We start from the raw sequence: 24,495 nt of genomic DNA on the forward strand, positions 1-24,495 counted from the left end.
AGTGAAACGACTTAAATAACCAGGTAAAAGTATGCTTGATCTCAATTGGCTTAGAACGTTTGTCACCTTAGCGCAGCAGCAACACTTTGGTAAGGCGGCGGCGGTGCTGCACATGACTCAGCCTAATGTAAGCTTACATATCAAACAGTTAGAAAGTGCCACCCGAGTTAAGCTCATCGAGCGCAACCCCTTTCATTTAACCCAAGCCGGGGTTAGATTACTGCATACTAGCCAAAAAACCTTGATGGAACTGCAGGTCTGTCAGGCGGATCTCAACGCGATCAACGATCTTAGCCAAGGGACGCTCACCATTGCGGCCAGTGACATCATTTCTCGCTTACTCTTGATCTCGCCATTTCAGTTGTTCAAAGCCAAATTCCCGGGTATCGATTTTTCGCTGTTAAATACCACCTCTTCACAAGCATCAGCACTGGTTAAAAATGCCCAAGCGGATTTAGGCTTTGTGATCGCTCAAAAAGAGAGTCAGCCTCTGCATTTCACCGAGTTACAACAGATACATTGGTGTGCTCTAGGGGATAACCTAGCGCTATGGCAACAGGCGAAACTACAGCCTGAATTGGCTTTAGAGAGTGAGCCCACCTTGATCTTATTGGGTCACGATACCCGTACCCGAGATTTACTCGATTCAGCGCTGCCATCGTTAAACTTACCTCAGTATCGAATCATGGAAGTCGGCAGTGTCGATGCCCAAATAGACTGGGCGGAGGCGGGCTTTGGTGTGGCGATAGTGCCCGAGTTTTCAATTTATACTAAGCGAAATCTAAAGACCAAGGTGACGCGGTTACCCGAGTTTCCCACCACCAGCCTGGGTTATATTGTGCGACAAAATCAGATACTCTCGAAAGCCATCAAACAGTTATTAAGATGGGTCGATGAAGAGATCGTTCGATTGCAGAATAGGTAAAGGCTCCGAGTATAAAAAGAGGGTCTACAACTACCTCGTCATTCCGGCATGCTTGTTGGCCGGAATCTATTCTTTGACCCAAGAGCACAAGTTGGATCCCGGAACAAGAAAGCCCGGGTCGATAATTGCTCTCGGTTCTGGCATCCTGCTTCACTCTACCTCCTATATCCCTATAGTCGCGCATGATCGACATTTCCGCCCTCCGTGGCGGTCAGAAGACATATGCGTAGAGTAAATCCCGTAACAAATTTGGCGTGACAGATACAGAGTAAGAATCATTCCCTACGTGTCTTAAGAAACTAAAATAAGTTGCATACGCAGAAACAAAAACGCCGCCAGACTCGAGTCTGGCGGCGTTTTTTATTGCAGCTATTGAGCCGCGTTAAGCGACTTTTCTGGCAGCGGCCTCAGCCTGGCTGGCCAGATACTCATCGAAGGTACCGTGGAAGTTGACTAGCTTCTTGTCTTTCACGTCTATGATGTGTGTGGCCAGTGATGACACAAACTCACGGTCATGGCTGACGAAGATTAGCGTGCCTTCGAATACTTTAAGCGCATTGTTTAATGCTTCGATAGCTTCCATGTCCATGTGGTTGGTTGGCTCATCCATGATTAGCACATTGATGTCTTGCATCATTAGCTTGCCGAACAAGAGGCGGTTCTTCTCTCCACCTGAGCAGTTCTTAGCTTTCTTGTTGGCATCGTCTTCGGTAAACAATAGACGACCTAACATGCCACGGACCGAAAGGTCGTTGTGCTTAGGCGTGCGCCACTGTGACATCCAGTCAAATAACGACAGTTCATTTTCGAAATCAGCCGTGCTGTCTTGTGGGCAGTAACCGATAGCGGCATTTTCTGACCACTTGATCACACCATGATTGTTTTCAATTTCGTTGACTAAGCAGCGAAGTAGGGTGGTCTTACCCACACCATTCTCGCCGATAACGGCCAATTTCGCGCCCGCTTCGAGGATAAGCTCGCCGCCTTCGAATAAGGTTTCGTCGTCGAAGCCATGGCCGAGATCTTCGATAATTAGCGCCTGACGGTGCATCTTCTTGCACTCATCGAAACGCAATGACGGTGTCATACGGCTCGAAGATTTGACTTCGTCTAAGCTGATTTTATCAAGTTTCTTAGCACGAGAGCTGGCTTGTTTGGCTTTAGATGCGTTGGCACCGAAGCGGTTAACGAAGTCCTGTAGCTCAACCATCTCGGCGCTCTTCTTAGCGTTACCGGCTAATAGCTGCTCTTGGATAAGGCCAGATGCTTCGAGGAAGTACTCGTAGTTACCTGGGTAGATACGTAGTTCACCGTAATCGATATCAGCCATATGGGTACAGACAGAGTTAAGGAAGTGTCTGTCGTGAGAGATGATGATCATGGTGCATTTACGTTTATTGAGCTCGCCTGCTAACCAAGAAATGGTATGAATATCCAAGTTGTTGGTTGGCTCATCGAGTAGCAGGATGTCTGGGTTAGCAAATAAGGCCTGGGCCAGAAGTACGCGTAACTTCCAACCTGGGGCAACTTGCTGCATTAAACCAAAGTGAAACGATTCTTCGATGCCCGCTTCTAGCAAGATCTCTCCGGCGCGAGACTCGGCGCTATAACCGTCCATCTCGGCAAACTCACTCTCAAGTTCGGCGACCTTCATGCCGTCATCTTCGCTCATTTCTGGTAGCGAGTAGATGCGGTCACGTTCTTGCTTCACTTGCCAAAGTTTTGCATCACCCATGATCACGGTATCGACAACACTGTATTGCTCGAAAGCAAACTGATCTTGGCTCAAGGTACCGACTTTAAGGCCCGGTGAGATAGAGACATTGCCTGAGCTTGGTGCCAAAGTGCCACTGAGGATTTTCATGAATGTGGATTTGCCACAACCGTTAGCGCCAATAAGGCCATAACGGTTGCCGTTTCCAAATTTCGCTGAAATGTTTTCAAACAAAGGCTCAGCGCCAAACTGCATAGTGATGTTCGCGGTGGATATCAAAGAAATGTTCCTAGGTGTACAGGCAGGTTTTGAATTGACTCGCTTTTTAAAACTCAGGCCAAAATAACAACGTGCAATAGTATGAGTAAATTAGGTCGCGGATTATACAGAGTTTGTGTGGATTGGGCTAGTTAAGTTCGCATTCTGTTGGGAAGAAAGAACGAAAATTGGTTAAAAAGCTAAGACGATACTGCGTTTTAAGAGCAAAGTCGGTGCTTGGGGCTGAGATGATACTTTGTTGGTAAAGCTAAGACGACGCTAGGCTGGTAGGTCAAAGACGATGCTCACTGCGTGAGTTTTTAGAGCAAAACAACAGCTAGATCCCGGAACAAGCCCGGGATGACGTATTGGTGACTTGACCTTCATTTACCTATCTTCGGTATTTGGTAACGGGTGGTACATAGAACAAGCTATGACGGAATCGTCTTAGCTTTTATAGACTGAAAGTCATGGTCTCAGCCTTACTAGGCGTAGCCGTCTTCTTAGCTATTTTGCTTTTCCAACATTAACGGATTAATTTTAGTTTGAGATTTAATCTAATTAAAGTAACTTGTTCATTAACAAACGATTAAAAATCATAAACTGTGCAAGGAGGCCTAATGTTAGATGTTATCGATTCAATGCCGAACGTTCCCACATCACCGAGCGTTTCATTTCCTTTATCCATGAGTGAGTTTGCAGGTCCGATAGAGACTCCTTTGGCGTCGCAAACCATAGGGAGCTATTTTGATGATATCGCTAATCGATATCCGGATAATCTGGCGGTGGTGCAGCATCAAAAGGTACGTTGGACTTATAAGCAGTATCAACAGCATATCGATGAACTTGCCATTGGCCTACTTGAACTCGGCATTAAGCCCGGTGATAGAGTTGGCATCTGGTCTCCCAATAATATCGAGTGGTGTCTGACTCAGTTTGCTACCGCCAAGATAGGCGCCGTTATGGTGTGCATTAACCCCGCTTATCGCCCCGAAGAGCTACAATATCACAATATCCTTAATAATGGCCTCTTGGTTGCCGAAGCCATGAAGCTCACCTGTGACGATAAGCTGTGCATCCCTGTGCCTAAGTATCACTGCTAAGGCGTAGCCGTCAGCTTTTCCGTCTTTGCACTTACAGGCTGAAAGCCATCGTCTTAACTTCAACAGACCATGGCCGTCTTCTTAGCTATTCAAAACGCAGTGCTCATCTCTTAACGTTAATCGGAAACTCGATTCCTGCCATTATTCTTAGCGCGATAGAGGGCTTCGTCGGCTAGTTTGATTATCGATTCTTTTTCATCATCTGTACCAATCTCGGCTACACCTATGCTAACGGTAAAAGTGACAGGTTCATGGTTTTGACTTAATACCCTTTGCTTGGATACGCGCTTTCGAATACGGTCGGCAACGTCTTTAGCTGCTTCAAGCTTAGTGTTTGGCAGCAGTACAATAAATTCCTCGCCGCCAAATCTGGCTAATAGATCGACCTCTCTCAACACTTGCTGTACTTTTTTAGAAAATTCTTGTAATACCTTGTCGCCAATAAGATGACCGTAGGAATCGTTCACCATTTTGAATCTATCAAGATCTAGCATCAATACACAGAAACTATGACCGAAGCGCTTATATTGATGATAAATATCTTTGAGCTTAGAATTAAAATAATTCCGATTATAAAGTCCGGTTAAATTATCTGTGTTCACCTGATGTTGTAGCTTCTCTATAAAGGCTATACGGTTAGATAGATCTCGTATGATTGTGGTGAACTCTATTTTACCATTGACTGATATTTTGGATATGGTTATCTCAACTGGAAATTCAGTGTTGTCTTTTTTTACAGCCATTATCATAACTCTAGATGACATGTCTCTAGATTGAATGTCAGAATCTGTAAACTGCTTAATATAATCTGAGTGGTTTGGTCTAAACTTTTTTTGCATGAGTTTAGTAATACTTTTACCTATTACTTCATCGGCACTGTAGCCAAATGTATTTTCTGCAGCATGATTAAAGAATTGGATATTTTGTTTTCCGTCCATCGTGATAATGGCATCGAAGGCGGCATCTATTAATGAGCTATATCTGCTATTGGCATTACTCATCTCTTGCTGGAGCTTATGTTTATCACTCATATGAATACCAATTATCATGATCCTTTGGGGGTGACTTAGAGCTTAGTTCAAATGTTTGCTCAAGCTAATTTAGTACTTAGCATGGATATTTTGCTGATTTGGATGGATTTACGCCAGCCACCATGAATTTATATGCGCAGTTATGCATGCGAGTTAGAAATATATCGGGGTTACATGTTGCATTTTGCATAGTGAGCGCATAAGTAGTGCATATGAGTTTTTAGGGGCATGTGAGAGGTATTCAGGTTAATATTTATTGTGAGCAGGCAATTTGGTAGCAATGAACCTCAAACGGCCACTCTGATTAAATACCTTAGGTTTTCTACTAGTCAAATCCAATGTCACCTTAAATGCTTTATGCTTAGTCCAGAGAGTAGAAAAGACTAGAGAGGAGTAACAGATGAGAATTCCGGATACAGACAGACTCGAGTTTCACTTTATGACCCGTAAGGATGCCGAAGCCTTGTTCGAGCTCGATCAAGATGAAGACGTGATGCTCTATATCAATGGCGGACACATGACTACCATGGAAGATATCCGCCAGATCTCGATCCCCAGGCTCGAAAGCTATGCCAATGAGGATGAAGGTTGGGGGATCTGGAAGGTGACAGCCAAGCCTTCTGATACCCTAGAGGCTCACCTCTATTTGGGCTGGATATTGGTGAGACCCATGGATTTTTTCAATGATGAGCCCGAATGGGACAACCTTGAACTTGGCTGGCGCTTCAAACAAGTTGCATGGGGTAAAGGGTATGCCTCTGAGGCGGCAAAGGCGGTAATGGATGTGGTGACCGCGCCGGATAAGATCAACAAGGCTTCGGCCATCGCCTTCGAAGAGAATCTAGGTTCGATTAAAATCATGGAGAAGCTAGGCATGAACTTTCTGAAGAAAGGCATTCACAAAGACCCATTGGGCGATCTGGAATTAGTCTATTACGAGAAACGATTATAAAATACCAGCTGGTAATGACGACGTTTATAAAAAAGTCGTCATAAGGTAATTTATAAGCTCTCATTGGAACACTGTCATAAAACAATAAACTGAATACAGTATGCTTATGTTCAGTTTATTGTATCGAGTTTACTTTTCTGTATGTTTAAGAGCACCTGCCAAAATCTAGACTCAAGGGGTTTAATTAAATAAAATATCATAAAAATCGTGATTAATACTTTTCACTTACTGGGTTTAACCTGTCTAGTAAAAACGAAATAATATCTTAATTCTGTAAATTTGTTAGCATAATTGTGATGTTAAAATGATGAAGTTATGACCGCTGCAATAAAGCAAATACTTATCAGACATATTATTTAGTTATCTTATAAAAAATCCCTATTAATTTCATTATGATGATAAACGTAAAGAAAAACTTGGCAAGGTGCTGGCATTGTGAAAATCACCTTGGCGGAAAATAAGTTGAGCGGTGACATCGACCTGTTGTTGACTCTCCGATAAGGTATAACGTATATAATTGAATTCCTTCAGTGTCACTGGAAACTCGCTAGTCTCACCGTTATCGAGGTGAATTTCAGTGGGTCCCGCTTGTACGCCGTTCAAGGTTAACTGTGTTTTTAGCATGTAACCTTTGGATGTGAAGCCTGACAACATGAAGATGAATAACAGTGATAACAAACTTAATATAATGAGCGCAGGTTTTAACATCCAGATTCCATAGAGCTTGGTGTTGTAGCAATATCTATGGGTTAAGTTAAACAAGAGTGTTAGACAATACCTTGTTGGCTGTAAGCTTTAGTCTTGGGGCGATTTTAGGTAATATTGGCACCCAGTATATTATTTACCTATTACCAGTAACCAATAGCCATTATGCAGCCACAAGCAGACCCTTTTATCGTGCCAAAATGTCTCGATGACATTAATATTCTCTTCCGGGATGAACATATCTTAGTGATCGATAAACCCAGCGGCTTACTGAGCCTGTCGGGTAAGCATCCACTGAATATCGACTCGGTTCATTATCGATTAGTTCAGGACTATCCGACGTGTACCTTGATCCATCGCCTCGACTTTGGCACTTCCGGTATCATGCTACTCGCCATGAACAAACAGATTAATGCCTTGTTATGTAAGCAGTTCAGTGAGCGACGAGTCAGTAAACGTTATACAGCCTTACTGCATGGCAACCTTGAGCCTGATTCAGGCTTGGTAGACTGTGGCATAGCCAAGGATGTTGATAATTTCCCCCTGATGAAGCTATGCCAAGATACGGGTAAGCCGGCGCAATCACAATTTCGGGTGATATCACGATTTATTCAGACTGATAACGATAACTTCTTTCTCGATGATACCAGGGCGGGGCATAGACAAGTGACCCGAGTTGAATTTGAGCCGGTAACGGGCCGCACTCATCAACTGAGATTACACAGTCAACATCTGGGCCATCCAATCTTGGGCTGCGATCTGTATGCGACGGATGAAGCATACTTTATGTCTAGCCGCTTGATGCTACATGCATCTCGCTTGTGTTTTGAACACCCAGTTTCCGCTGTGCCAATGACAATGGAATCTAAGAGTCCATTCTAATCTCACCTAGTGTAATACCAATTTGTATAAGTCTAGTTTTCAGCTTAATCCCGTCGAGTTGTAATACCGATCTGTATAAGTCTAGGTTTCAGCTTAATCTCACAAGGTTGTAATGCCAATCGTGTAACTCTAAGTTTCTGCTATAGCTTTACCTGCATATTTTTTGTTAAAATCACGCCACTTATGTTAAGTGGTGTGGGGTTTAGCCGTAGATCTTGCTCGTTAATTTGTCACCATTTTTTAACCACATCGACGATTTCAGCACAGTAAAATGATAAAAGGGAATGGATATGTATCGAGTTATGGCCACCGGATTGGTGACAGTGTCTCTATTTGGCAGTGGAGTCATTCAGGCAGATGAATTTGTCTTGAGTAAACAGACAAAGCCTATATCTCAAGCCGTGAGCTTGGCGTTAGATCCTACTAAAGATGATTTTTCCGGTAGTACCGATATCAAGATTCAAGTACTTGAAAAAACAAAGATCATTCAGCTTAACGGCGTCGATTATAGCGCAACCAACATTCAACTCACAGGCCATCAAGCCTGTGAAATGACCGCCAAGATGTTAGATACGGGTATCGTTAATCTTGTTTGTGATACAGAGATTAAGCCTGGCAATTATAATTTGCACCTGGATTTTTCCGCACCTTTTAATCGTCAATCAGTGGGCCTATATAAGACGGTCGATGCCGGCGTCCCTTATCTGTTCACTCAATTTGAGATGAGTGATGCTCGTCGCAGCTTCCCGGTATTCGATGAGCCTGAATATAAGATCCCATTCCAGATCACCATTACCGCGCCGTCGAATGAGAAAGTCTACAGCAATACGCCAGTTCAAAGCACTAAGGTGGAAGGTGAGTTAACCACTCACGTGTTTGCTCAGACCAAGCCATTACCTTCCTATTTGGTGGCTTTTGCTGTGGGTCAATTTGAAGAGGTGACCATAGAGGGGATGAAAATCCCGGGTCGAGTGATCACCACCAAGGGTAAGATAGAACTGGCTCAATATGCCGTTAAAGAGATGCCGGCCATTCTCGGGGCGTTAGAATCGTATTTTGGTGTCGATTATCCCTATAAGAAACTCGACTCGATTGCCGTGCCTGAGTTTCCCTTCGGCGCCATGGAGAATGCCGGCCTGGTGACTTATAGAGAAGATATCTTACTTCTGGATGAACAGAGCGCGAATCAAAATACTAAACAATCATCAGTCTCAGTCGTCGCCCATGAACTGGCTCATCAGTGGTACGGTAATTTAGTGACCATGGAGTGGTGGAACGATTTATGGCTAAACGAAGCTTTTGCCAGCTGGATGGCCGCTAAGATTACTCATCAACTGCATCCTGAATTTGAATCGGATCTGCGTTTATCGAAGAACCGCGTCATGAGTATGGATGCACGACTATCGACTAAGCCTATTCGCAAGCCAATTAAGACAGAAGCCGATATCATGGATGGCTTAGGACTGGCTTACAGTAAGGGATCAGCCGTCTTATCTATGGTAGAAAACTGGATTGGTGAGGAGAGCTTTAAGCAAGGCATTCGTCAATACATCAAGGATAATGCCTTTAAGAATACCCAGGCCGATGATCTTTGGAATGCCTTATCTAAGGCATCTGGTAAAGATGTGGCTAAAGTATTGAGCACATTTATCGAGCAATCCTCTTACCCCTTAATCACTGTAGATGTAAAGGGTCAAACCTTGACGCTTTCTCAGCAAAGATTTGTATTTGCCGGCAGTAAGGCTCCGGTTCAAGCTTGGGTTGTGCCTGTGTCTATCAAGTATGGCAAGGGCGATAAGATAATATCGACAAGCATATTGCTCGACAGTGAAACGAAAACCTTAGATCTTGAATTTACCCCAGATTGGATCTATCCGGATGCCGATGCCATGGGTTATTATCGTTGGTTATTGGATGATAAGCAGTTGGCTAATTTACTCGTCAATGCGAAAACTAAGCTGACGGCGAGGGAGCGTAAGGCGCTTATTTCATCTGCCGATGCGCTGCTCGATTGCGGCTTTATTTCTGCCGGTGATCTATTGGCAATATTGGCAGAGTTTATCGATGATGACCATCCTCAAATCGTCTCGTCGGCGCTGAGTTATCTGCAGATCCAGAAGATGACCTTTATCGATGCCAGTAATGAGGCCAAGTGGGCTAAATTTATCAGTGCCAAGGCGAAAGTGGCTATCGATAAATATGGCCTGGTGGCGACGCCGGGTGAGAGCATAGAGATAAGTAAACTGCGTCCTAGCCTTATCGCTATTCTGGCATTTGAAGGAAAAGATAAAGCGGTTATCCGTGATGCCAAATTGGCGAGTCGGGCCTACATAGCCGGTGATAAATCTGTCGATGCTTACCTGATAGGCACTCAACTTCAGATCGCAATATATTTTGGTAATAACGATTTGATTCAAGAGTTTAAGAAGACTTTTGAGACGACTAAAAACCCACAGAAACGCACTAAGCTGATGTATGCCTTAGGCTATGTTGCCGAGCCAAAACAGCAAAAAGCCATATTGGATTATAGCTTAACCGACAAGCTAAACTCTCCAGATCTTAAATATATCATGGCTGGTCAGAGTTATACTCCTGTTCGAAAAGCCCTATTTCGCGACTGGGTGTACAGCCATTACCAAGCCGTTAAGGCAAAGTTGCCACCATTTTCTGTGGCCAAGCTGCCTAACTACACAGGTACGGGGTGTGATCTCAAAGCACTGGAACAGACCAACAGTTTCTTCGAGCCTAAGCTTGAAGCGTCACCTGAGTTTAAGCGGACTCTGGCTAAGCTTAACGAGAAAGTGAAAAACTGTGTCAAGCTAAAGACTCGCGAGCAGGCTAGCGTAAACAATTATCTGCAGAATCTTTAATGGCAGCGACAGTGTTAAGTCGTAGTTTTAAGTACTCATTCTAAGTTATAAGTAAACAAACAGTTGAACAGAAAACTAAGCGGGGCCTAGGGCTCCGCTTTTTTATGTCTGTATTTTAACTTTACTACTTTTAAGATTTGAAGCAGAGAGCTTGCAGTATTGAATAGTGAATAGCTGATTATATTAATTTGAGGCTGATCAAATTTCATAGCGTTGATATAGCACAATTTCTAGTTAAATCTACCATATTAGTCAGCCAGTTAAGTCACAGAAGTATTTGATGGTGTAACCATTTTATTGACCGGTTCTAGGCAGCATGCAATATGTTGCACTAGTACGACTAATCTTTAGGTTTGAGATAATGTCTCAGGGAGCGAGGATCCGTATGGCCGGTGCGCGCCATAATATACAGATGGTCTTTATCGTTTTCATGTAGCTGAGTCACGCAGCCACTGCGTAAACTGTGGGCTCCATAAAATTCCGGACTTAACCCCGCTTTAGCACAATACTTCTTTATCATCTGGTAGATATCATCGCCACGTAAAAAACCTCGATTTACTTGAGGGGGGTTATCATCGATATCGACACTGGATTTATTTGCCAGCGAGTAAGGTCTGAGCCGCTGACCATCTCGAGACAGGGAACGAAAAAGATGACCTTGAGTTAATTGTGACACTTGGAGCCAATGTTTAACGGCTGAGAACGCCGAGAACAATTCCGACTCGGGCAAGTCTTTCCACTCCTTGTGTCCCTGCTGATTACTCTTCGAGTAGGCCAGTCTCACTTTCAATTTTTTACGCATAAAATTGATGTGGTTAACCTGGATATCGGCAAGTTCAGAACGACGGAATCCACCTTGAAAACCCAATTGAATGATGGCCTTATCTCGAGCCCGAGTTAATTCTTGCCCCTGTTTATCTATGGTCTGTAACAATAATTCAAGCTCTTCATACATGATGGGCTGCTGATCATAATCTGTGGTCACCCTATGTTTATTTCGACTTAAGCCACGCATGACTCGGATCACCAAGGGGTGTTCGGTTGGCGAATGAAAGCCAGCCTGAATATGATAGAAACGGATCGCCGCTAGCCGGGTGGTGATAGTCTGCTTAGAGAATTGCATTCCTGTTTTTTGCTGCACTTGTTCTTTCTGATGACCAATAAATGAGATCACCGCACGTGGGTCCGCAGGCAGATGACTTAAACCATGATGCTGGCAATATTGAGTAAAAATGTTAAAGCTAGAACGATAGACACGACGAGTGTTAGGCGCCAGTTCATATTCTGTCTCGCTAGCCGCACTCTTGAAATCATCCAAGATTGAGATCGGCAGTTCCATCTCCTCGAAGAAACTCTTATCGCTAGTGACTTGGCGTGGATGATACTGATTGATACTGAGCTTATTCATGATAAAACACGCATGCTTTCCCTGAAAACAGAGCCGAAATTATAGCTTTTGCTGTCCATCTTTACCAGTGATAATCGTCATTATCACTGGTAGAGGTTGTATTAGTATTAATTTACTACAAACTCAGGAGGAGATAGAATAAGTGGATGAAAAACATACTGATTTGTCTGATGGTTATTGTCATGCGAAGACTGAGGATCATGGCCATGAAGATGTAGAGTTTAGCTGGATTAGCCTGCATAGGGGTTAAACATGACCGGTCATCACTCTTGTTATGAATGTAAAATGCTATGGCTACATTGGCGGAGGGAATAGATGGCTACGGTTTATAACAGGAATTGATAATGACATATCGGCTAATGAAGGCTTAAATAGCGATATTAGCCGTAAAAATGAGCCACTCCATTTTTGTAGATGAGATACAAGGCTGGCAAAAACCACAATTTAAAAGAGTGGTTCAACCATTCTATTGGATGTATGTAGAGTAATAATCAAACAGATTAATCACTTAAGTTATGTGACTCTAGTGATATAATAATGGTTGCACCATACTATTGTTTTTGACATTATGACCCATACAGTGTCAGAACTGTATACTCTTAAAAATAAGTGTAAACGACAACAAGACTAAAACAAGAAAAGACGAGGAGGGAATAAGATGAGCTACAAACATCCATGGGTTTATCACGGTGAGTCGCCTAAAGCGGGAAGGAAATTATTGTTACTCCAAGTCGATGAGCTCACATTCGCCTTACCCCTAATTTATCGTCTTATTCACCCGGCAGAGATAGCTCAGAAATCAGATTGGTTTAGTAGCCGTGTTGTGACTGCAGATGAGAAACAAAACAGAGAATATATTTCGCTGGTGGAGTTATTACAAGGAGTCACACAAGAGCGCAAGAAGCTGACGAATTTAATCGCTCCCTTAATGCGATTAAACCAAAGCATGAATCAATATTTTAGCGACTATGGTTGGCGAATGGTGCGCAAAGAATTGTCTCAGATTAAGAAGCGACAGAAAAAATCCCATATTGAACTGAGTAAAGATCTGATCGTAAAATTGAAAGCTTATATGGAACAGGAACGTTTAGACAGTTTCGATCAAACCATAGATAACTTACTCAGCGAAGTTGAATCCTTTAAAGCGAGTGATTTCCAGCAGTACTCATAATTATTTTAATCTGAGTAGCAGGCGAGTTGTAACAAACACCGCAGGATACCTGCTCTGTATAAAATTGTCACTTTAGATGAATTTGTCACTCTATGAGCAGACTGTTACTGATTATTTTACTCTTGAGTTTGATATTCCAACGTCTCAATTCATGCTCACTGAACATCAAGCTTCCCCTCACTGGTGTGGTAATGGAGGGGAGTTTGCCAGTGACAAAATACTGATTTACTATTTTAGCAGCTTTGACTCCTTGTTGAACCCCGCTAATGATCAGCCCCCCTATGGCTTTTCCTTTTCCAATCGTTAAAGGTCTTTTCCAGTGAAATATCCACTTTCACCCCAGAAATGTATTGATGAAATTTATCATCGAAAGAGGTTTCTAAAATGGCGTAAGAGGTAGGATTACTGTCCATCAACACCTAAATCGTCACGAAGTGATGAGCGGGTATGATTATAGGGCGAGTTTATCCTCTAAGCAGAGAGCCCTGATACTGTAAGAAAAGTGTCCTTTGACACATTTGGCGCTTTGCCTATTTACGTTTATCCGTTAGCTCTCTTGTATCCAAGTTTAGTCGATCATGACACAAAGTGGTAATTTATGAGCCCAATTAGTCTAGTCATAACTGAGCTGTACACCTTTATTCATCATGATTTTAGACAAATTGAATAATCAGCTTATTAAGTTAAACTTGTTTAATGACCTGACGGGTCATGTACCTGCTGAAATCATTATTTTTGTGGTACTCGGGTGCCCAGCCTAAAATAAATACTGCCCGGACAGGTGTGGCCTTCGAGTCGATAACGGACTAGTTAACGTCTCCGTCTGTCGCTCGGTATTATTGATTGAGCGATTTACATGTTGTACACTTTCCTCAGCCTTGTCACTGATGTCTATGATATTTTCGCTAACCTGTTGGCAAGGTGTTCAGAAGTCTGTGCCATCTCTGCTGCGACTCTATGTTGAGGGCACCATTGATTAACGTGATGATAAGCAAGGAAAAAGATAAGCCTAGTGTTAATCACAGATAATTAAGTCACAAGCTTTGAATTACACTTAAGTAAATTAGCGTTATAATAATCAGACCGATTACATTTGGTTTACATCAATGCCTAAAACGCTCCCCTTGCCTAAAGAGAAGAAACTCACAGTAATATGCAGAATTGAACCTGGCTGCCTGGGCCCGGATGGCTTAGATCATATTGCCGATTTCTGTCGCTTCGCTAATCAGCAACTCAAACGAGTTGATGCCAATTTCGTTATCTGGCTGCCACTTCCACGCTATGATAAATCCCTGCCCGAGATGCAGTATTCAGTGGATCAGAAACTATTGAGTCATGATAAGGCCGCCCAATATCTGGATCATTTCAAAAACAACTTAGATGATTTTGAAGAATATTTGCATGATAAATTATCGCTACTAATAGACGAGTTTCTGGCAAAGATTAAGGCCTAATTCTCAAGCCAGATCTATGAGTTACTTGGTATTTTACGATTTGTGTGTATATTATACCATTCCGAGTAAGTATCGGATCATTCAGCGGGAGACTCTCAGTGTTTCCACTTCGGTGTTGCATTGACTTAAAAGGGAATAATTTCCTCATCAATGCGCCTTGAATTGAAAAAACTGAGAGCCTCTGAACTGACCAGATACTTATATGGAATGGTATTAGTCTGGTTATAACTAAAATTACGTTTGATTCCCTCATTACTCCTATTCAAGGAATAAATTAATGGCTAAACATCTCTTCATAACCGGTGCCAATCGAGGCCTGGGCCTGACTATGGTCAAACAGTATCTGCAAGCTGGCTGGAACGTGACGGCATGTTGCCGCGAGCCTGAACAAGCTGGCGAGTTAATCCTGCTGCTCGAAGAACATGAGTCCCTGTCTGTTTTTCAGCTGGATGTCACCGATTATCCGGCGTTACAGCAGCTTGGGGATAACTTACAGGGTGAGCCCATAGATCTATTGATCAATAATGCGGGCTATTATGGACCTAAGGGCAGTACTCTTGGAGATATCGACGTGGAAGAGTGGCGCAGGGTTTTTGAGATAAACTCAATCGCCCCTTTAAAAGTATTAGAAGCCTTCCGAGAAAACCTCAAACTGGCATCTTCGAGTATCTTTGCGATTTTGTCATCTAAAATGGGCAGTATGGGTGATAACACCAGCGGCGGTACCTACATATATCGCTCATCGAAAGCCGCGATTAACTCGGTGGTTAGGAGTTTGTCGGTTGACTTAAGAGACGATAACATAGCAGTCGTTGCCCTGCATCCTGGCTGGGTGAAAACTGAAATGGGCGGCCCCAATGCTCTTATTGATGCTCAAGAGTCCGTGACTGGACTAAAGCGGGTATTAGATGGGTTAGACATGAGTCAAACAGGAGAGTTTTTAGACTTCCGTGGACAAAAAATCCCTTGGTAATACTGACGTTACCCATGATGTCTGCTGGTCAAATCATAGGTAAATAACAAGTAATGTGAAGTGAATACCTGATGTTTACGTCCAAGTCGCAGTTTACTTGTTTTAAGATGAGCTTGCTCTTGGACTCGATTTATCGAGTCCAAACGCGGGTGAAATGCACTTTTTCACCTCGAAGCTATAGCCATAATCGGCAGATTTATCACGGCGTATTTCTACAATTTCATAATCGTTGAGCTCGACGATATTACTACCAGGCGCGATGGCACAACGTGAACGACTGTCTGACTCGAGTTGATAAGCAAATCTGGCGATCATGCTTCTGACCATTTTCTCATAATCCTCACGGACATGTTCATAGTTATCTTTTTGAGCCGTATCATCATTGAAAGATAACCCAAAGGTGACTGATTCATCGTCGGTTGCATCTTTTTCTCGCAAGTTGGCTAACTCATTAGATAACTCTTCTTTATCTTTAGAGGACAGTTCATTCATCACCAGACCATCCGGATCGCTAAGGTCCTGGCTTAACTCATTGTCCAGACTAGTAATCAACACCAGGTGATAAAGTACCACCGAGGATAATATCAGGCGGATGAATATAGTAGTGAATCTGAAATGATTGTGATTGATGAGTGTAAGGCCCGTTACACCGAAAGGTTTTAGTAACAAGAGACCGAGCAGATAGAAGGGCACAGCCACCTGTAACATCAATATTGCCAATGCCGTCATGACGATGATCCAGGCGGGTAGATACAGCAAGATGGCAAAGTTATGTGTGTATGAGAAATGCTCGGTGGATACGCCGACGACTTCATTGACCACAGAAGCCGCCCCGGCGATGGCGAAGTTGGCTATCACTGCATAGAAGAGCAGTAACACCGCCTTACCCGATAAGCTGTGCCAGACTCGTTCAAACAGGGGCCAAAATTCCAGAGTTAAGGCGACCACAGTCACTATGGCGACCATGCCCAAGTTATCAGAAAAAATAAGTAAGAAGAGGGCTAACAGGTATAACTTTTGGGCTAACGTTAGCCTGCCAAGCAGGCCACTCATTGTACCTAGTATTTTCGCAATAAACTGATAGATGATAATGATGAGTTTCTTGGGCTTGTCGATGGCCTGCTTAAAACGTACACCCGTCTTTTCTTGGGGTAACTTTTCCATTAATACCATTCCATATAAGTATGTGGTCAGTTCAGAGGCTCACGAAGTGCGGCTGATGTTTAAAGCAAAGGGCAAAGCCCTTTATGTTACGTTGAATGTTCTCGATATACGACTGCATGGTCTATTTTGTTCCATACAAAATAAGATATTTCCTCCTTGCATATGGAGCAGATGATAACCTTTGATTAACAAATGCTCCACTTGTTTTCACACAACAAAACGCCCCATGGTCATCAAAAACCATGGGGCGTTGGTACTGGATAGCATGAAGCCTACAAATTAAATCTTAGGGTAGTTAGGCCTGATATCGGTCGGGATCTGCGCCATCTTCTGGTTCAAAGCGGCAACTTCGTCGGCCATAACGGCATATTTAGCTAAGAAGTCCTTAGATTGTTGATAATCGCCTAAGGCTTGGATCATACAAATATCGCGGACAAGATCTGTGATGGCTTGGGTCATCTTATCAAAGTTAACGGTATACCTTTGTGTACTGGAATCGAAACTGAATGCCTGCTTCTCTTTGAAATAGTTGTATTGAAACGCCGCACCGGCGCCGTGGGCTTCATGCACCCCGAAACGCATGGAACGGAACAAACCGGCGAAATAGGTGACTAACATATTGTTTTTCTCAGATTTAGGCAGTACATCTTTATCCATCAAGAACAACATGTTGTATGCACCCATCACATCGGCTTTACCCTCTTCAATCTTAGAGTAAGTCTCCTGTAGCTGCTCGGAAACCGTGGTGGTTTTACCATCCTTGATGATAGTTCCCGGACCTAAGCCATGGGATAATTCATGAAACAGGGTCTCGTTGAAGAAGTAACGCTCCATAAGCAGTGACTGCTGTGGCTTGGCGATGATCAAGGCCGATATCGGTTGCATCACCGCCTTGTATTTAGCATTCAGTACGTTCTTGAGCATGACTTTTTTACTGCCTTTCACCTCACGCACATATTCATCGTTGGGTAAGTTAAAGGCCGTGGTTTGCACCGCTGGCTTGTTATCTCCGCCGCCAGCGACTTGATCCACCACAGAAATCGGTGACTCAGAACCACGCTGAAAATTCTTATGTTCATCGGGAATAGGCAAGTTTAGCTCCATCCCCTTGAGGTACTGCTTGTATACGTCGAGCTTGGCACTGTCTTCTGGGTTACGCACGGTAATAAAGGCTTCAAAAAAGGTCTTATAGCCAAACAGCTTGTCGGTATATGTCTCATAGGGGCCAATGGCCACTTCCAGTGTGCCATCGAGATCCATCCAGGCCATCTCAGAATCACGGTATTCATCATTGAGGAAGGCATCGGCTCGCTTAGTCAAGAAGGTCTTTAGGCTAGCATCTTGTGTTAAGGCGGCGGCCTCGCGCATCAATGTCGCCGCCTGCTGCATCTGCGTGGCATAAGCCTGACTGTAGGGGATAGCGACCAGTTTATCGCCTTGGCGCTTAATCACGGTATAACCACTCTTGAATGCGACTTCATCTTGAGGATGGTCTTGGATCCATTGATTAAACTCAGCCTTAGTCATGTCGGTGGGGTATACCCCGGCGCCCTTTGGGCGGGGGATGTCACCGAAGAAGATTTTATCACCTTCCAGTGTATCCCAGGGACCGTAGTGAAGATCATAGAGAGAGAGTAGTTGTGCAGTATTTGCTAAGTTCGAGTCTTGGATCTGCTTTCTTATCTCGGCATTATTCTCATAGGTCTGCTCCAGATACACCTTATCCAGCACATCGGCAACTGAGATGAGTTTACGCAGGACCCGTTTATCGATATCACTTAAGCTGGACAGATCGGCTTGCATATCCACAGTAATAAATTTGTCGAGCATGGCTTGATAGTGATCTGTAGCCGCGACGACTTCAGTTACTGCAAGTGTCTTAGTCTCTTGACTGGCTTGTGGTTTATTGTGGCTCATCTCAACATCCCCCGAGCAAGCCGACAACGCGGTTAGCAAGGCTAACGATAATAAAGATTTTTTCATTTAAAGAGTTCCCCATCTTTTGCTTTTATTGGCGCTAACGTTACAGGTAAATCCCGGTTTGATAAACCCTGAACAAGGAATCAGCGTATTAAAATTTTTACACATCATATAGTCTTAGGGGATTCGATGAGTAAAAAGAAAAAAACACAGCGAAATCTGACTCACTATGTACTTATCACACATTTTTGTTTAGCTTATCCTCACATATTCACCGAAACCGACGGGTTCGCAGGAGAACACTATGATTCAAACGTTAAGCCAGAAACATTTTACCGATGTTATCTCACTGGGTAATCAGGTTCATGGTGACGGCTATCTGGATGAGGCATCGTTAACTGCTCTATATCAAAAAGGGATCAAGGATGAGATAAACGCAAATTTTATCGCTCACCAAGATGGAAAACTGATTGGATTTCGTCTCACTTACGCACCGGGAAATTGGCAAACCGATAAATGGTGTACACCCCATGCGTGGGGAATCGAACCGCAAAGAGTCTGTTACTTCAAGTGTAATACCGTTGCCGAGCCATATCGCGGCGTGGGTATAGGGGGTAAGCTGCTGAGCGCCTCTATCGCAGCCACCAAACGGCAACAGCCGGAATAAGCCATCTATGGAAGCAGAGCCCGAATAACTCGGCGGTGAAATACTTTACCAAGGCTGGCGCAATGCTAATAAAGGAACACCCTGATTATATTTGTGTAATATGTGGCGCCGATTGCCACTGCACCGCCTGTGAAATGTTGCTCATTTTCAAATAACAGCTTCAGGCCTGAGTCAGATCTGTCTCAGATTAACGGCCTCTATCACTTCTTCTATCCTCAGTAACAGACCTAAAATAAGAAAAATATGGCCCAGAACCCAATTAACTCCGTGCATTTCGACCCACTTCTAGCCTCGGGTCCCGGAGGCCTTAGCTGCCCGGACTCCTACTGGGCAAGTACCATAGCGTCGCCGCCTCAAATAAATCCTGCACTCACAGGCACCAGTCAAACCGATGTCGGCATCATAGGTGGAGGCTACACAGGACTACTGACGGCCTATTATTTGGCGACTGAATTTAATATTCATGCCACTGTATTAGAAGCGAATCAGATAGGATTCGGTGCCAGTGGCCGTAATGCGGGATTCGTACTCAAGGGATCCGGGCGACTCGGTTATGGGCAGATGGCCAACCGCTGGGGACTGGATACGGCGAAAGGTATTTATAGCGAATTTAGTCAGGCCGTCGAGCGCGTCAGTGATCTTATCAAGGATAATAAGATATTGTGCGAACCCCAACAGCCTGGCTATCTCAAAATCGCCCATAATGCCAAGGCCTTCAAGCAGCTCGAACAAGCCGCAAAATTTATTACCCGAGAGCTAGGTGGTCAGGCTGAGTTGATCCCCTTAAAGCAACTCACCAATGAGTACATGGCCCACAATCAGGCTTATGGGGCACTTAGGTTGGAAGATGGTTTTGGGGTAAATCCACTCAAGTTAGTATTGGGATACAAACAGCGAGTAGAAGCGCGAGGGATTAAGATCTATGAAAACTCTTGTGTCGAGCATTGGATCGAGGAGCAGGGTAAGCATAGATTGATCACAGAGCAAGGTGAGCTGCTGGCCAAACGCGTAGTGAGCGCGGACAATGCCTATACGCCTAAACGATTTAGTCCACGAGTCGATGGGAAATTCTTACCCATATTGAGTAATATTATCGTCACCGAGCCTCTGACGGGTCTGAGGCGCTTAGGACAATGGGCTTATTACCATTACGGCTGGCTAAGGGACAGATATGGCTAAGCCTGCTTATAAACCAATGGGGCAATTACGACCATTACGGTTGGCTAAGAGACAGATATGGCTAAGCCTGCTTATAAACCAATGGCTATTAATGAAAGGGAAAGGATGACACTTGACTGGCATCCTGATTGGCGTCTTTGGATACAGGCACCATAGAGAGTTCTTGTGATACACGAGTTTGAACTTGTTTGCCGATAAAATAATTAGCGAAGATCTGCGCCGCTTCGAGTTTTCTGCCTTCTAATCCCTTAACGAAATTGATCGTATCTAGCCAGGCCATGTGCCCTTCTTTGAAGTCGATTAACTGCCAATCGGCTCCTTTGGCAGTGTATTGACCTTATCTATATCCACTTGAGTCACATATCCTTCCCAGGTTAGTACTCTTAGCCAATGATCTGCTTGAGTATCTTTGGCAAAAAAAGTGTAGAAATCAGGGTTAACACGAGAATGATAATGCCGGGAAAGGTCATAATTTTGATAGATGTCATAGATTAGCTGATTTTAGATCAAGGGTCAGGTTTACCCATTAAGTTTAGTTGAGCATTTATCTGTTTGATATTGGATCTCTTTAGTGCGAATTGGCGCCGTACTTGCTATTATTAATGACGGCTCAACAGGGGAACAAAATGAAATCACAATTAGATAAGATGCTCACTACACACGACAAGCTAGTACACTCTGAAGGAGTAAAGATTATTTCTCATACTCAAAGAGATGTTGAAGAGTGGGTACAACACACTGTGATGATAGAGGGCTGTGATGCGCCATTTAAGTTTAGACGGCCTAAGAAGTTCAAATGTCTTAAGGGAAACCGCGTCAATATGACCTATTATCCAGAAACTGAAAAAGTGGCGGGATTCGAAATTGAGGTGATGAAGGTAGTCCGAATTAAACGATTTTAACACTTATATCTCATTTTGGTTAACTAAAAACTGAACTCAGTTGAAATCCTGCAAAAGTAATATGACTCACTTTCGCTGAAAACTCAGTGATCCAGTGTCGACAATTCAGGTGCTGTAACTTAAGAAACTCATACTTCATTAAGTCTACATTCAGTAATTTCACCTTACTATCTTCCTGTTTACGGCTAATACAGAACGTAGCAGCCTATTAACATTGTGATTACAATTAAGGTGTCCTGATGAATAAAGTACTACTAATGGCGGGTTTGTTTCTGTTTCACACCACTGCCTCTGCTGCGAATATTATCATCGATAAAATGGGTGTCGATGAAAAAGATTACATTTTCGATATGCATGAGTGTACAGAATTATCACAGCAGGCGCAGAAGAAACAAACAGCAGGTGGTTTGGTATCGGGGGCGGCTCTAGGGGCGGCGGCTGGCGCGACTTCCGGAGGCTCAGGTACTGATGGTGCTAAAACCGGGATGGCCATCGGTGTGGTGTGGTGCTCTGGGAAGAAACCGCGCTAAGAGACAAAATGAAGCCAGCCATGAAGCCGAGAAACAGATGATGGTTAAAAACTGCATGATTAACCGAGGTTACACGGTACTCAACTGATTCAGGCAAGATATAAATTCAGACTAGGTACTCAATCAAGGTACTCAATAAAAAAATACTCCAACGGCATAAAAAAGCCCGCTTTGTTGCGAGCTTTTTTATGCCATAGATTTCTTATGGGCTAAGCGAGTTAGTGAGTGAGGACCTCATTCTAAAGTCTGATGCAGCGTACTGTAAAGCAAAGGTTCAGCTCGCTTTTTACATGATAGCCTCAGAATTATCCTTGTTATACCGCTACTTACTCGAAGCTAATTAGCTGTCTTGGCTGCCCATCTGGGATTGCACATAGTTGTGAATCCCCATCTTATCTATCAGGCCCAGGTGTTGTTCTAGCCAATAGATATGATCCATTTCGGTATCATCAAGCAGATCTTCGAGTATTTCACGGCTGATATAATCTTGCTCTTTTTCACAGAGTCCTATGATTTCTCTGAGGCTCTCCGCCACGATTCTTTCTGCTGTTAGATCGTTTTCCAACATCTGTTTGACGTTATCGCCAACATTAATCGGTTGCCTGGAAGCTGTATCAGGGTTGCCTTCCAGGAACAATATGCGTTGAGTCAGGCGCTTTGCATGCTCCAACTCATCTTCATATTCGTGAGCCAGCTTCTCATGGAGTTTATTGATCCCCCAATCTTCATACATCTTAGAATGAGCCAGATACTGATCCATTGAGGTTAACTCAAGGGTAAGTTGTTTGTTTAAGTGGTTGATGACGCTCTGAACACCTTTCATGTTAATCCTCCATCATGGTTTGCTGGTAATTTTCAATGCCTGTGGCAACGATGAGGAACTGTTGCGACTCGATCCAATCCAGATGGTCTTCTTCACCCTCTAAGATCTCTTCGAGTAACTCTCGACTGACGTAATCCTCTTCGGTTTCACACAAGGCGATGGCAGCACGCAATGCCGCAATTTGTTCTTCTTGCAGATCTTTATCGCACTGAATCATCTCTTCTGTATGCTCACCTATCCGCAGTTTATTCAGTTGCTGCAGGTTAGGCAGGGCCTCTAGAAACAAAATACGTTCAATCAGATCATCGGCTTGTTTCATGTCTAGAATTGATTTTTGATATTCTTTCTCGTTCAATTCTTCTAATCCCCAGTTTTTATAAATGCGGGCATGTAAGAAGTATTGGTTGATTGAAGTGAGTTCTAACAGCAACATCTGATTCAGTACTTGGGTGACTTTACTCTTGCCTTTCATCAGCACTCTCCAAAAGCGAGTTAATCTTGTTGGCCCTGTCGGCCAACGGTTAGCAATGGGCTCGATGTCATTTAAACAAGCAGCCACCGCCATAGTGAAATCTGGTCCCTACCACTTAAATAATAGGTAATGTAAGCCCGTGTGCTAGACCAAATTATTATGCTTGGAAATATTATAGGTAGGTGAAAGATAAGCAATTTGTAAGAGTAAGGAGAGTGATTATCATTCAGATCATCGCGAGTCTATAAAAGACAAGAAAATACCTCATCGATTAATGAGGTATAGATTACTAGCAAGGGACTGAATATTATTTTGTTTCACCTATAAAAACAGGGAGATGGATATGAGTTGAGTCAGCCTTGTTCCTAGTCGATATTTAGCTTCCTGCTAATATCATTGAGCAGTTGGTGCGCCATCTTACAGTCCCTGTCACCGAGTAAACTCATGCCATCGAGTAACCAACGGGACAGTTTTACATCATCTTGGGTGTCTAGCTGCTGTAACAATGTCTTGGTTCTCTTCTTCAGGGCCTGTAGTTGCCCCTCTTGTGCATCGACTCGCTTATGTTTAAGACGGTTATTGACCTCGCTAAGGGCGTAGCTGTATACCATGACTGCCTGAGCCAGATTGAGGGAAGGGTAGTCGTTTATCAAGGGCACATAGGAGAAAAGATCACATAACTCCAGCTCACTGTTGGACAAGCCACTGGACTCTCGACCGAAGAGCAGGGCTATCTTTTTTACTGAGCCTAATTGCTGTAATACTGTGTCTTTAAGCTCGTCAGGCGTCAAGTACTGCCTGGGAGTTCCTCTCTCTCTCGCTGTGGTTGCGATCAAGTGATCATATTGCGCTCGAATGTCTGCAACTGAGTCAACGACTAAGGTTTGTGCCAATATATCTGTGGCACCATGGGCCAGCCAATGAGCCTCTTTGTCGAGATGTAGATTTGAATTGACTAAAATAAGCTGTTCAAAGCCCATGGTTTTTATTGCCCTGGCGGCGGCGCCGACATTGGCTGGACGACTAGGTTCTACGAGCACGAAAACAAGAGACATATAAAGGCAGACTGAAGAGGGTAAACGGTGACATATTTTTACCTGAACTTAGACCAAAGTAAATGGATCCGCGAGTTATTTTACTGTCCGGAGTGGATCATTCTTTGGACGATTACACATGAGGTTGGATGCTGATGTTGATCTGGAGCAGAAGCGCGAGGACAGTGGTGCACAATATACCAGCTTGCACCATCTCATTGTGATCGGCCTCCCTCTAATATGCCTACATCTAGAGGCAATCACGACCTTGGCTCTTTTAAAAATACAAGCAAACAGACTCAGAGTTTCGATAAGTTTATCTACTTGAATATGCCAAACATAAGGGTGACCTAAGTCC

20 protein-coding genes and 2 pseudogenes are annotated in these 24,495 nt (G+C 43.6%); 12 read left to right on the top strand and 10 right to left on the bottom strand.

The features are described from left to right. The first annotated feature begins 31 nt into the window (after positions 1 to 31). On the top strand, positions 32 to 925 hold the full coding sequence (locus KT99_RS02570) for a LysR family transcriptional regulator (RefSeq protein WP_005496701.1): 894 nt from the start codon (positions 32 to 34) through the stop codon (positions 923 to 925). Between the two features lie 382 nt (positions 926 to 1,307). Here the strand turns inward: KT99_RS02570 and KT99_RS02575 are convergent, their stop codons facing one another. Further along, positions 1,308 to 2,918, bottom strand: coding sequence for an ABC-F family ATPase (locus KT99_RS02575; protein ID WP_040571517.1), 1,611 nt, complete (start codon positions 2,916 to 2,918; stop codon positions 1,308 to 1,310). Positions 2,919 to 3,538: 620 nt separating this feature from the next. Here KT99_RS02575 and KT99_RS02580 point away from each other — a divergent pair. Further along, positions 3,539 to 3,997 (top strand): annotated as a pseudogene (locus tag KT99_RS02580) (AMP-binding protein); the annotation flags it as partial. 119 nt (positions 3,998 to 4,116) lie between these two features. Here the strand turns inward: KT99_RS02580 and KT99_RS02585 are convergent. Further along, positions 4,117 to 5,031, bottom strand: coding sequence for a sensor domain-containing diguanylate cyclase (locus KT99_RS02585; RefSeq protein WP_232504231.1), 915 nt, complete (start codon positions 5,029 to 5,031; stop codon positions 4,117 to 4,119). 400 nt (positions 5,032 to 5,431) lie between these two features. Between KT99_RS02585 and KT99_RS02590 the strand changes: the two genes are divergently transcribed. Continuing rightward, positions 5,432 to 5,983, top strand: coding sequence for a GNAT family N-acetyltransferase (locus tag KT99_RS02590; protein ID WP_005496705.1), 552 nt, complete (start codon positions 5,432 to 5,434; stop codon positions 5,981 to 5,983). A gap of 390 nt (positions 5,984 to 6,373) precedes the next feature. Here KT99_RS02590 and KT99_RS02595 read toward each other — a convergent pair whose 3' ends face one another. Beyond that, positions 6,374 to 6,691: a hypothetical protein gene (locus tag KT99_RS02595; protein WP_005496706.1), complete on the bottom strand. Its 318-nt coding sequence runs from the start codon at positions 6,689 to 6,691 to the stop codon at positions 6,374 to 6,376. 162 nt (positions 6,692 to 6,853) lie between these two features. Between KT99_RS02595 and KT99_RS02600 the strand changes: the two genes are divergently transcribed. Beyond that, positions 6,854 to 7,570 (top strand): RluA family pseudouridine synthase, encoded by a 717-nt coding sequence (locus KT99_RS02600; RefSeq protein ID WP_005496707.1) that lies wholly within the window; start codon positions 6,854 to 6,856, stop codon positions 7,568 to 7,570. Between the two features lie 290 nt (positions 7,571 to 7,860). After that, on the top strand, positions 7,861 to 10,440 hold the full coding sequence (locus tag KT99_RS02605; protein WP_050774300.1) for a M1 family metallopeptidase: 2,580 nt from the start codon (positions 7,861 to 7,863) through the stop codon (positions 10,438 to 10,440). A 340-nt stretch (positions 10,441 to 10,780) separates the two neighbouring features. Here KT99_RS02605 and KT99_RS02610 read toward each other — a convergent pair whose 3' ends face one another. Then, positions 10,781 to 11,848: a tyrosine-type recombinase/integrase gene (locus tag KT99_RS02610; protein ID WP_005496711.1), complete on the bottom strand. Its 1,068-nt coding sequence runs from the start codon at positions 11,846 to 11,848 to the stop codon at positions 10,781 to 10,783. Between the two features lie 658 nt (positions 11,849 to 12,506). Here KT99_RS02610 and KT99_RS02615 point away from each other — a divergent pair. The 3 genes from KT99_RS02615 to KT99_RS02630 all read left to right on the top strand — a co-directional run bounded on the left by KT99_RS02615 (position 12,507) and on the right by KT99_RS02630 (position 15,446). Further along, positions 12,507 to 13,019, top strand: coding sequence for a hypothetical protein (locus KT99_RS02615; RefSeq protein ID WP_005496712.1), 513 nt, complete (start codon positions 12,507 to 12,509; stop codon positions 13,017 to 13,019). A gap of 1,106 nt (positions 13,020 to 14,125) precedes the next feature. Then, positions 14,126 to 14,473, top strand: a complete 348-nt coding sequence (locus KT99_RS02625) for a hypothetical protein (RefSeq protein WP_005496713.1) — start codon at positions 14,126 to 14,128, stop codon at positions 14,471 to 14,473. Between the two features lie 277 nt (positions 14,474 to 14,750). After that, entirely contained in the window at positions 14,751 to 15,446 is a 696-nt protein-coding gene (locus KT99_RS02630; RefSeq protein ID WP_005496715.1) for an SDR family oxidoreductase, read from the top strand. Positions 15,447 to 15,548: 102 nt separating this feature from the next. Here KT99_RS02630 and KT99_RS02635 read toward each other — a convergent pair whose 3' ends face one another. Further along, positions 15,549 to 16,610 (bottom strand): hypothetical protein, encoded by a 1,062-nt coding sequence (locus tag KT99_RS02635; RefSeq protein WP_005496717.1) that lies wholly within the window; start codon positions 16,608 to 16,610, stop codon positions 15,549 to 15,551. A gap of 279 nt (positions 16,611 to 16,889) precedes the next feature. Further along, positions 16,890 to 18,593 carry a dipeptidyl-peptidase 3 family protein gene (locus KT99_RS02640; protein WP_005496718.1) on the bottom strand — a complete coding sequence of 568 codons (1,704 nt, stop codon included), beginning with the start codon at positions 18,591 to 18,593 and terminating at the stop codon, positions 16,890 to 16,892. Between the two features lie 241 nt (positions 18,594 to 18,834). On the opposite strand from KT99_RS02640, the pseudogene KT99_RS02645 reads away from it, so the two are divergent. Both KT99_RS02645 and KT99_RS02650 read left to right on the top strand, forming a co-directional pair. Further along, positions 18,835 to 19,352 (top strand): annotated as a pseudogene (locus KT99_RS02645) (GNAT family N-acetyltransferase). A gap of 88 nt (positions 19,353 to 19,440) precedes the next feature. After that, positions 19,441 to 20,376 carry an NAD(P)/FAD-dependent oxidoreductase gene (locus KT99_RS02650; RefSeq protein ID WP_005496721.1) on the top strand — a complete coding sequence of 312 codons (936 nt, stop codon included), beginning with the start codon at positions 19,441 to 19,443 and terminating at the stop codon, positions 20,374 to 20,376. An 88-nt stretch (positions 20,377 to 20,464) separates the two neighbouring features. On the opposite strand, the gene KT99_RS02655 is transcribed toward KT99_RS02650, so the two are convergent. Beyond that, a complete protein-coding gene (locus KT99_RS02655; protein ID WP_005496723.1) occupies positions 20,465 to 20,656 on the bottom strand; it encodes a hypothetical protein in 192 nt (63 codons plus the stop codon). Positions 20,657 to 21,002: 346 nt separating this feature from the next. On the opposite strand from KT99_RS02655, the gene KT99_RS02660 reads away from it, so the two are divergent. Both KT99_RS02660 and KT99_RS02665 read left to right on the top strand, forming a co-directional pair. Then, positions 21,003 to 21,278, top strand: coding sequence for a hypothetical protein (locus tag KT99_RS02660; RefSeq protein WP_040571520.1), 276 nt, complete (start codon positions 21,003 to 21,005; stop codon positions 21,276 to 21,278). A gap of 239 nt (positions 21,279 to 21,517) precedes the next feature. Next, positions 21,518 to 21,808 (top strand): hypothetical protein, encoded by a 291-nt coding sequence (locus KT99_RS02665; protein ID WP_005496727.1) that lies wholly within the window; start codon positions 21,518 to 21,520, stop codon positions 21,806 to 21,808. A gap of 340 nt (positions 21,809 to 22,148) precedes the next feature. Here the strand turns inward: KT99_RS02665 and bfr (KT99_RS02670) are convergent, their stop codons facing one another. The 3 genes from bfr (KT99_RS02670) to KT99_RS02680 form a co-directional block, all read right to left on the bottom strand. Continuing rightward, positions 22,149 to 22,631 carry a bacterioferritin gene (gene bfr, locus KT99_RS02670; protein WP_005496731.1) on the bottom strand — a complete coding sequence of 161 codons (483 nt, stop codon included), beginning with the start codon at positions 22,629 to 22,631 and terminating at the stop codon, positions 22,149 to 22,151. Position 22,632: 1 nt separating this feature from the next. After that, on the bottom strand, positions 22,633 to 23,103 hold the full coding sequence (bfr, locus tag KT99_RS02675; RefSeq protein ID WP_040571521.1) for a bacterioferritin: 471 nt from the start codon (positions 23,101 to 23,103) through the stop codon (positions 22,633 to 22,635). A gap of 365 nt (positions 23,104 to 23,468) precedes the next feature. After that, positions 23,469 to 24,158: a tRNA/rRNA methyltransferase gene (locus KT99_RS02680; protein ID WP_005496735.1), complete on the bottom strand. Its 690-nt coding sequence runs from the start codon at positions 24,156 to 24,158 to the stop codon at positions 23,469 to 23,471. Between the last annotated feature and the right edge of the window lie 337 nt (positions 24,159 to 24,495).

The organism is Shewanella benthica KT99 (genome assembly GCF_000172075.1).
GTDB lineage: Bacteria > Pseudomonadota > Gammaproteobacteria > Enterobacterales > Shewanellaceae > Shewanella > Shewanella benthica_A.

What these genes read in the sequence shown, in the direction of transcription:
- KT99_RS02600 (WP_005496707.1), top strand. Translation starts at nt 6,854, where the DNA reads ATGCAGCCACAAGCAGACCCTTTTATCGTGCCAAAATGTCTCGATGAC.
- KT99_RS02680 (WP_005496735.1), bottom strand. Translation starts at nt 24,158, where the DNA reads ATGTCTCTTGTTTTCGTGCTCGTAGAACCTAGTCGTCCAGCCAATGTC.
- KT99_RS02595 (WP_005496706.1), bottom strand. Translation starts at nt 6,691, where the DNA reads ATGTTAAAACCTGCGCTCATTATATTAAGTTTGTTATCACTGTTATTC.
- KT99_RS02635 (WP_005496717.1), bottom strand. Translation starts at nt 16,610, where the DNA reads ATGGAAAAGTTACCCCAAGAAAAGACGGGTGTACGTTTTAAGCAGGCC.
- KT99_RS02630 (WP_005496715.1), top strand. Translation starts at nt 14,751, where the DNA reads ATGGCTAAACATCTCTTCATAACCGGTGCCAATCGAGGCCTGGGCCTG.
- KT99_RS02625 (WP_005496713.1), top strand. Translation starts at nt 14,126, where the DNA reads ATGCCTAAAACGCTCCCCTTGCCTAAAGAGAAGAAACTCACAGTAATA.
- KT99_RS02650 (WP_005496721.1), top strand. Translation starts at nt 19,441, where the DNA reads ATGGCCCAGAACCCAATTAACTCCGTGCATTTCGACCCACTTCTAGCC.
- KT99_RS02605 (WP_050774300.1), top strand. Translation starts at nt 7,861, where the DNA reads ATGTATCGAGTTATGGCCACCGGATTGGTGACAGTGTCTCTATTTGGC.
- KT99_RS02585 (WP_232504231.1), bottom strand. Translation starts at nt 5,031, where the DNA reads ATGAGTGATAAACATAAGCTCCAGCAAGAGATGAGTAATGCCAATAGC.
- KT99_RS02570 (WP_005496701.1), top strand. Translation starts at nt 32, where the DNA reads ATGCTTGATCTCAATTGGCTTAGAACGTTTGTCACCTTAGCGCAGCAG.
- KT99_RS02615 (WP_005496712.1), top strand. Translation starts at nt 12,507, where the DNA reads ATGAGCTACAAACATCCATGGGTTTATCACGGTGAGTCGCCTAAAGCG.
- KT99_RS02655 (WP_005496723.1), bottom strand. Translation starts at nt 20,656, where the DNA reads ATGGCCTGGCTAGATACGATCAATTTCGTTAAGGGATTAGAAGGCAGA.
- bfr (WP_040571521.1), bottom strand. Translation starts at nt 23,103, where the DNA reads ATGAAAGGCAAGAGTAAAGTCACCCAAGTACTGAATCAGATGTTGCTG.
- KT99_RS02610 (WP_005496711.1), bottom strand. Translation starts at nt 11,848, where the DNA reads ATGAATAAGCTCAGTATCAATCAGTATCATCCACGCCAAGTCACTAGC.
- KT99_RS02665 (WP_005496727.1), top strand. Translation starts at nt 21,518, where the DNA reads ATGAATAAAGTACTACTAATGGCGGGTTTGTTTCTGTTTCACACCACT.
- KT99_RS02590 (WP_005496705.1), top strand. Translation starts at nt 5,432, where the DNA reads ATGAGAATTCCGGATACAGACAGACTCGAGTTTCACTTTATGACCCGT.
- bfr (WP_005496731.1), bottom strand. Translation starts at nt 22,631, where the DNA reads ATGAAAGGTGTTCAGAGCGTCATCAACCACTTAAACAAACAACTTACC.
- KT99_RS02660 (WP_040571520.1), top strand. Translation starts at nt 21,003, where the DNA reads ATGAAATCACAATTAGATAAGATGCTCACTACACACGACAAGCTAGTA.
- KT99_RS02640 (WP_005496718.1), bottom strand. Translation starts at nt 18,593, where the DNA reads ATGAAAAAATCTTTATTATCGTTAGCCTTGCTAACCGCGTTGTCGGCT.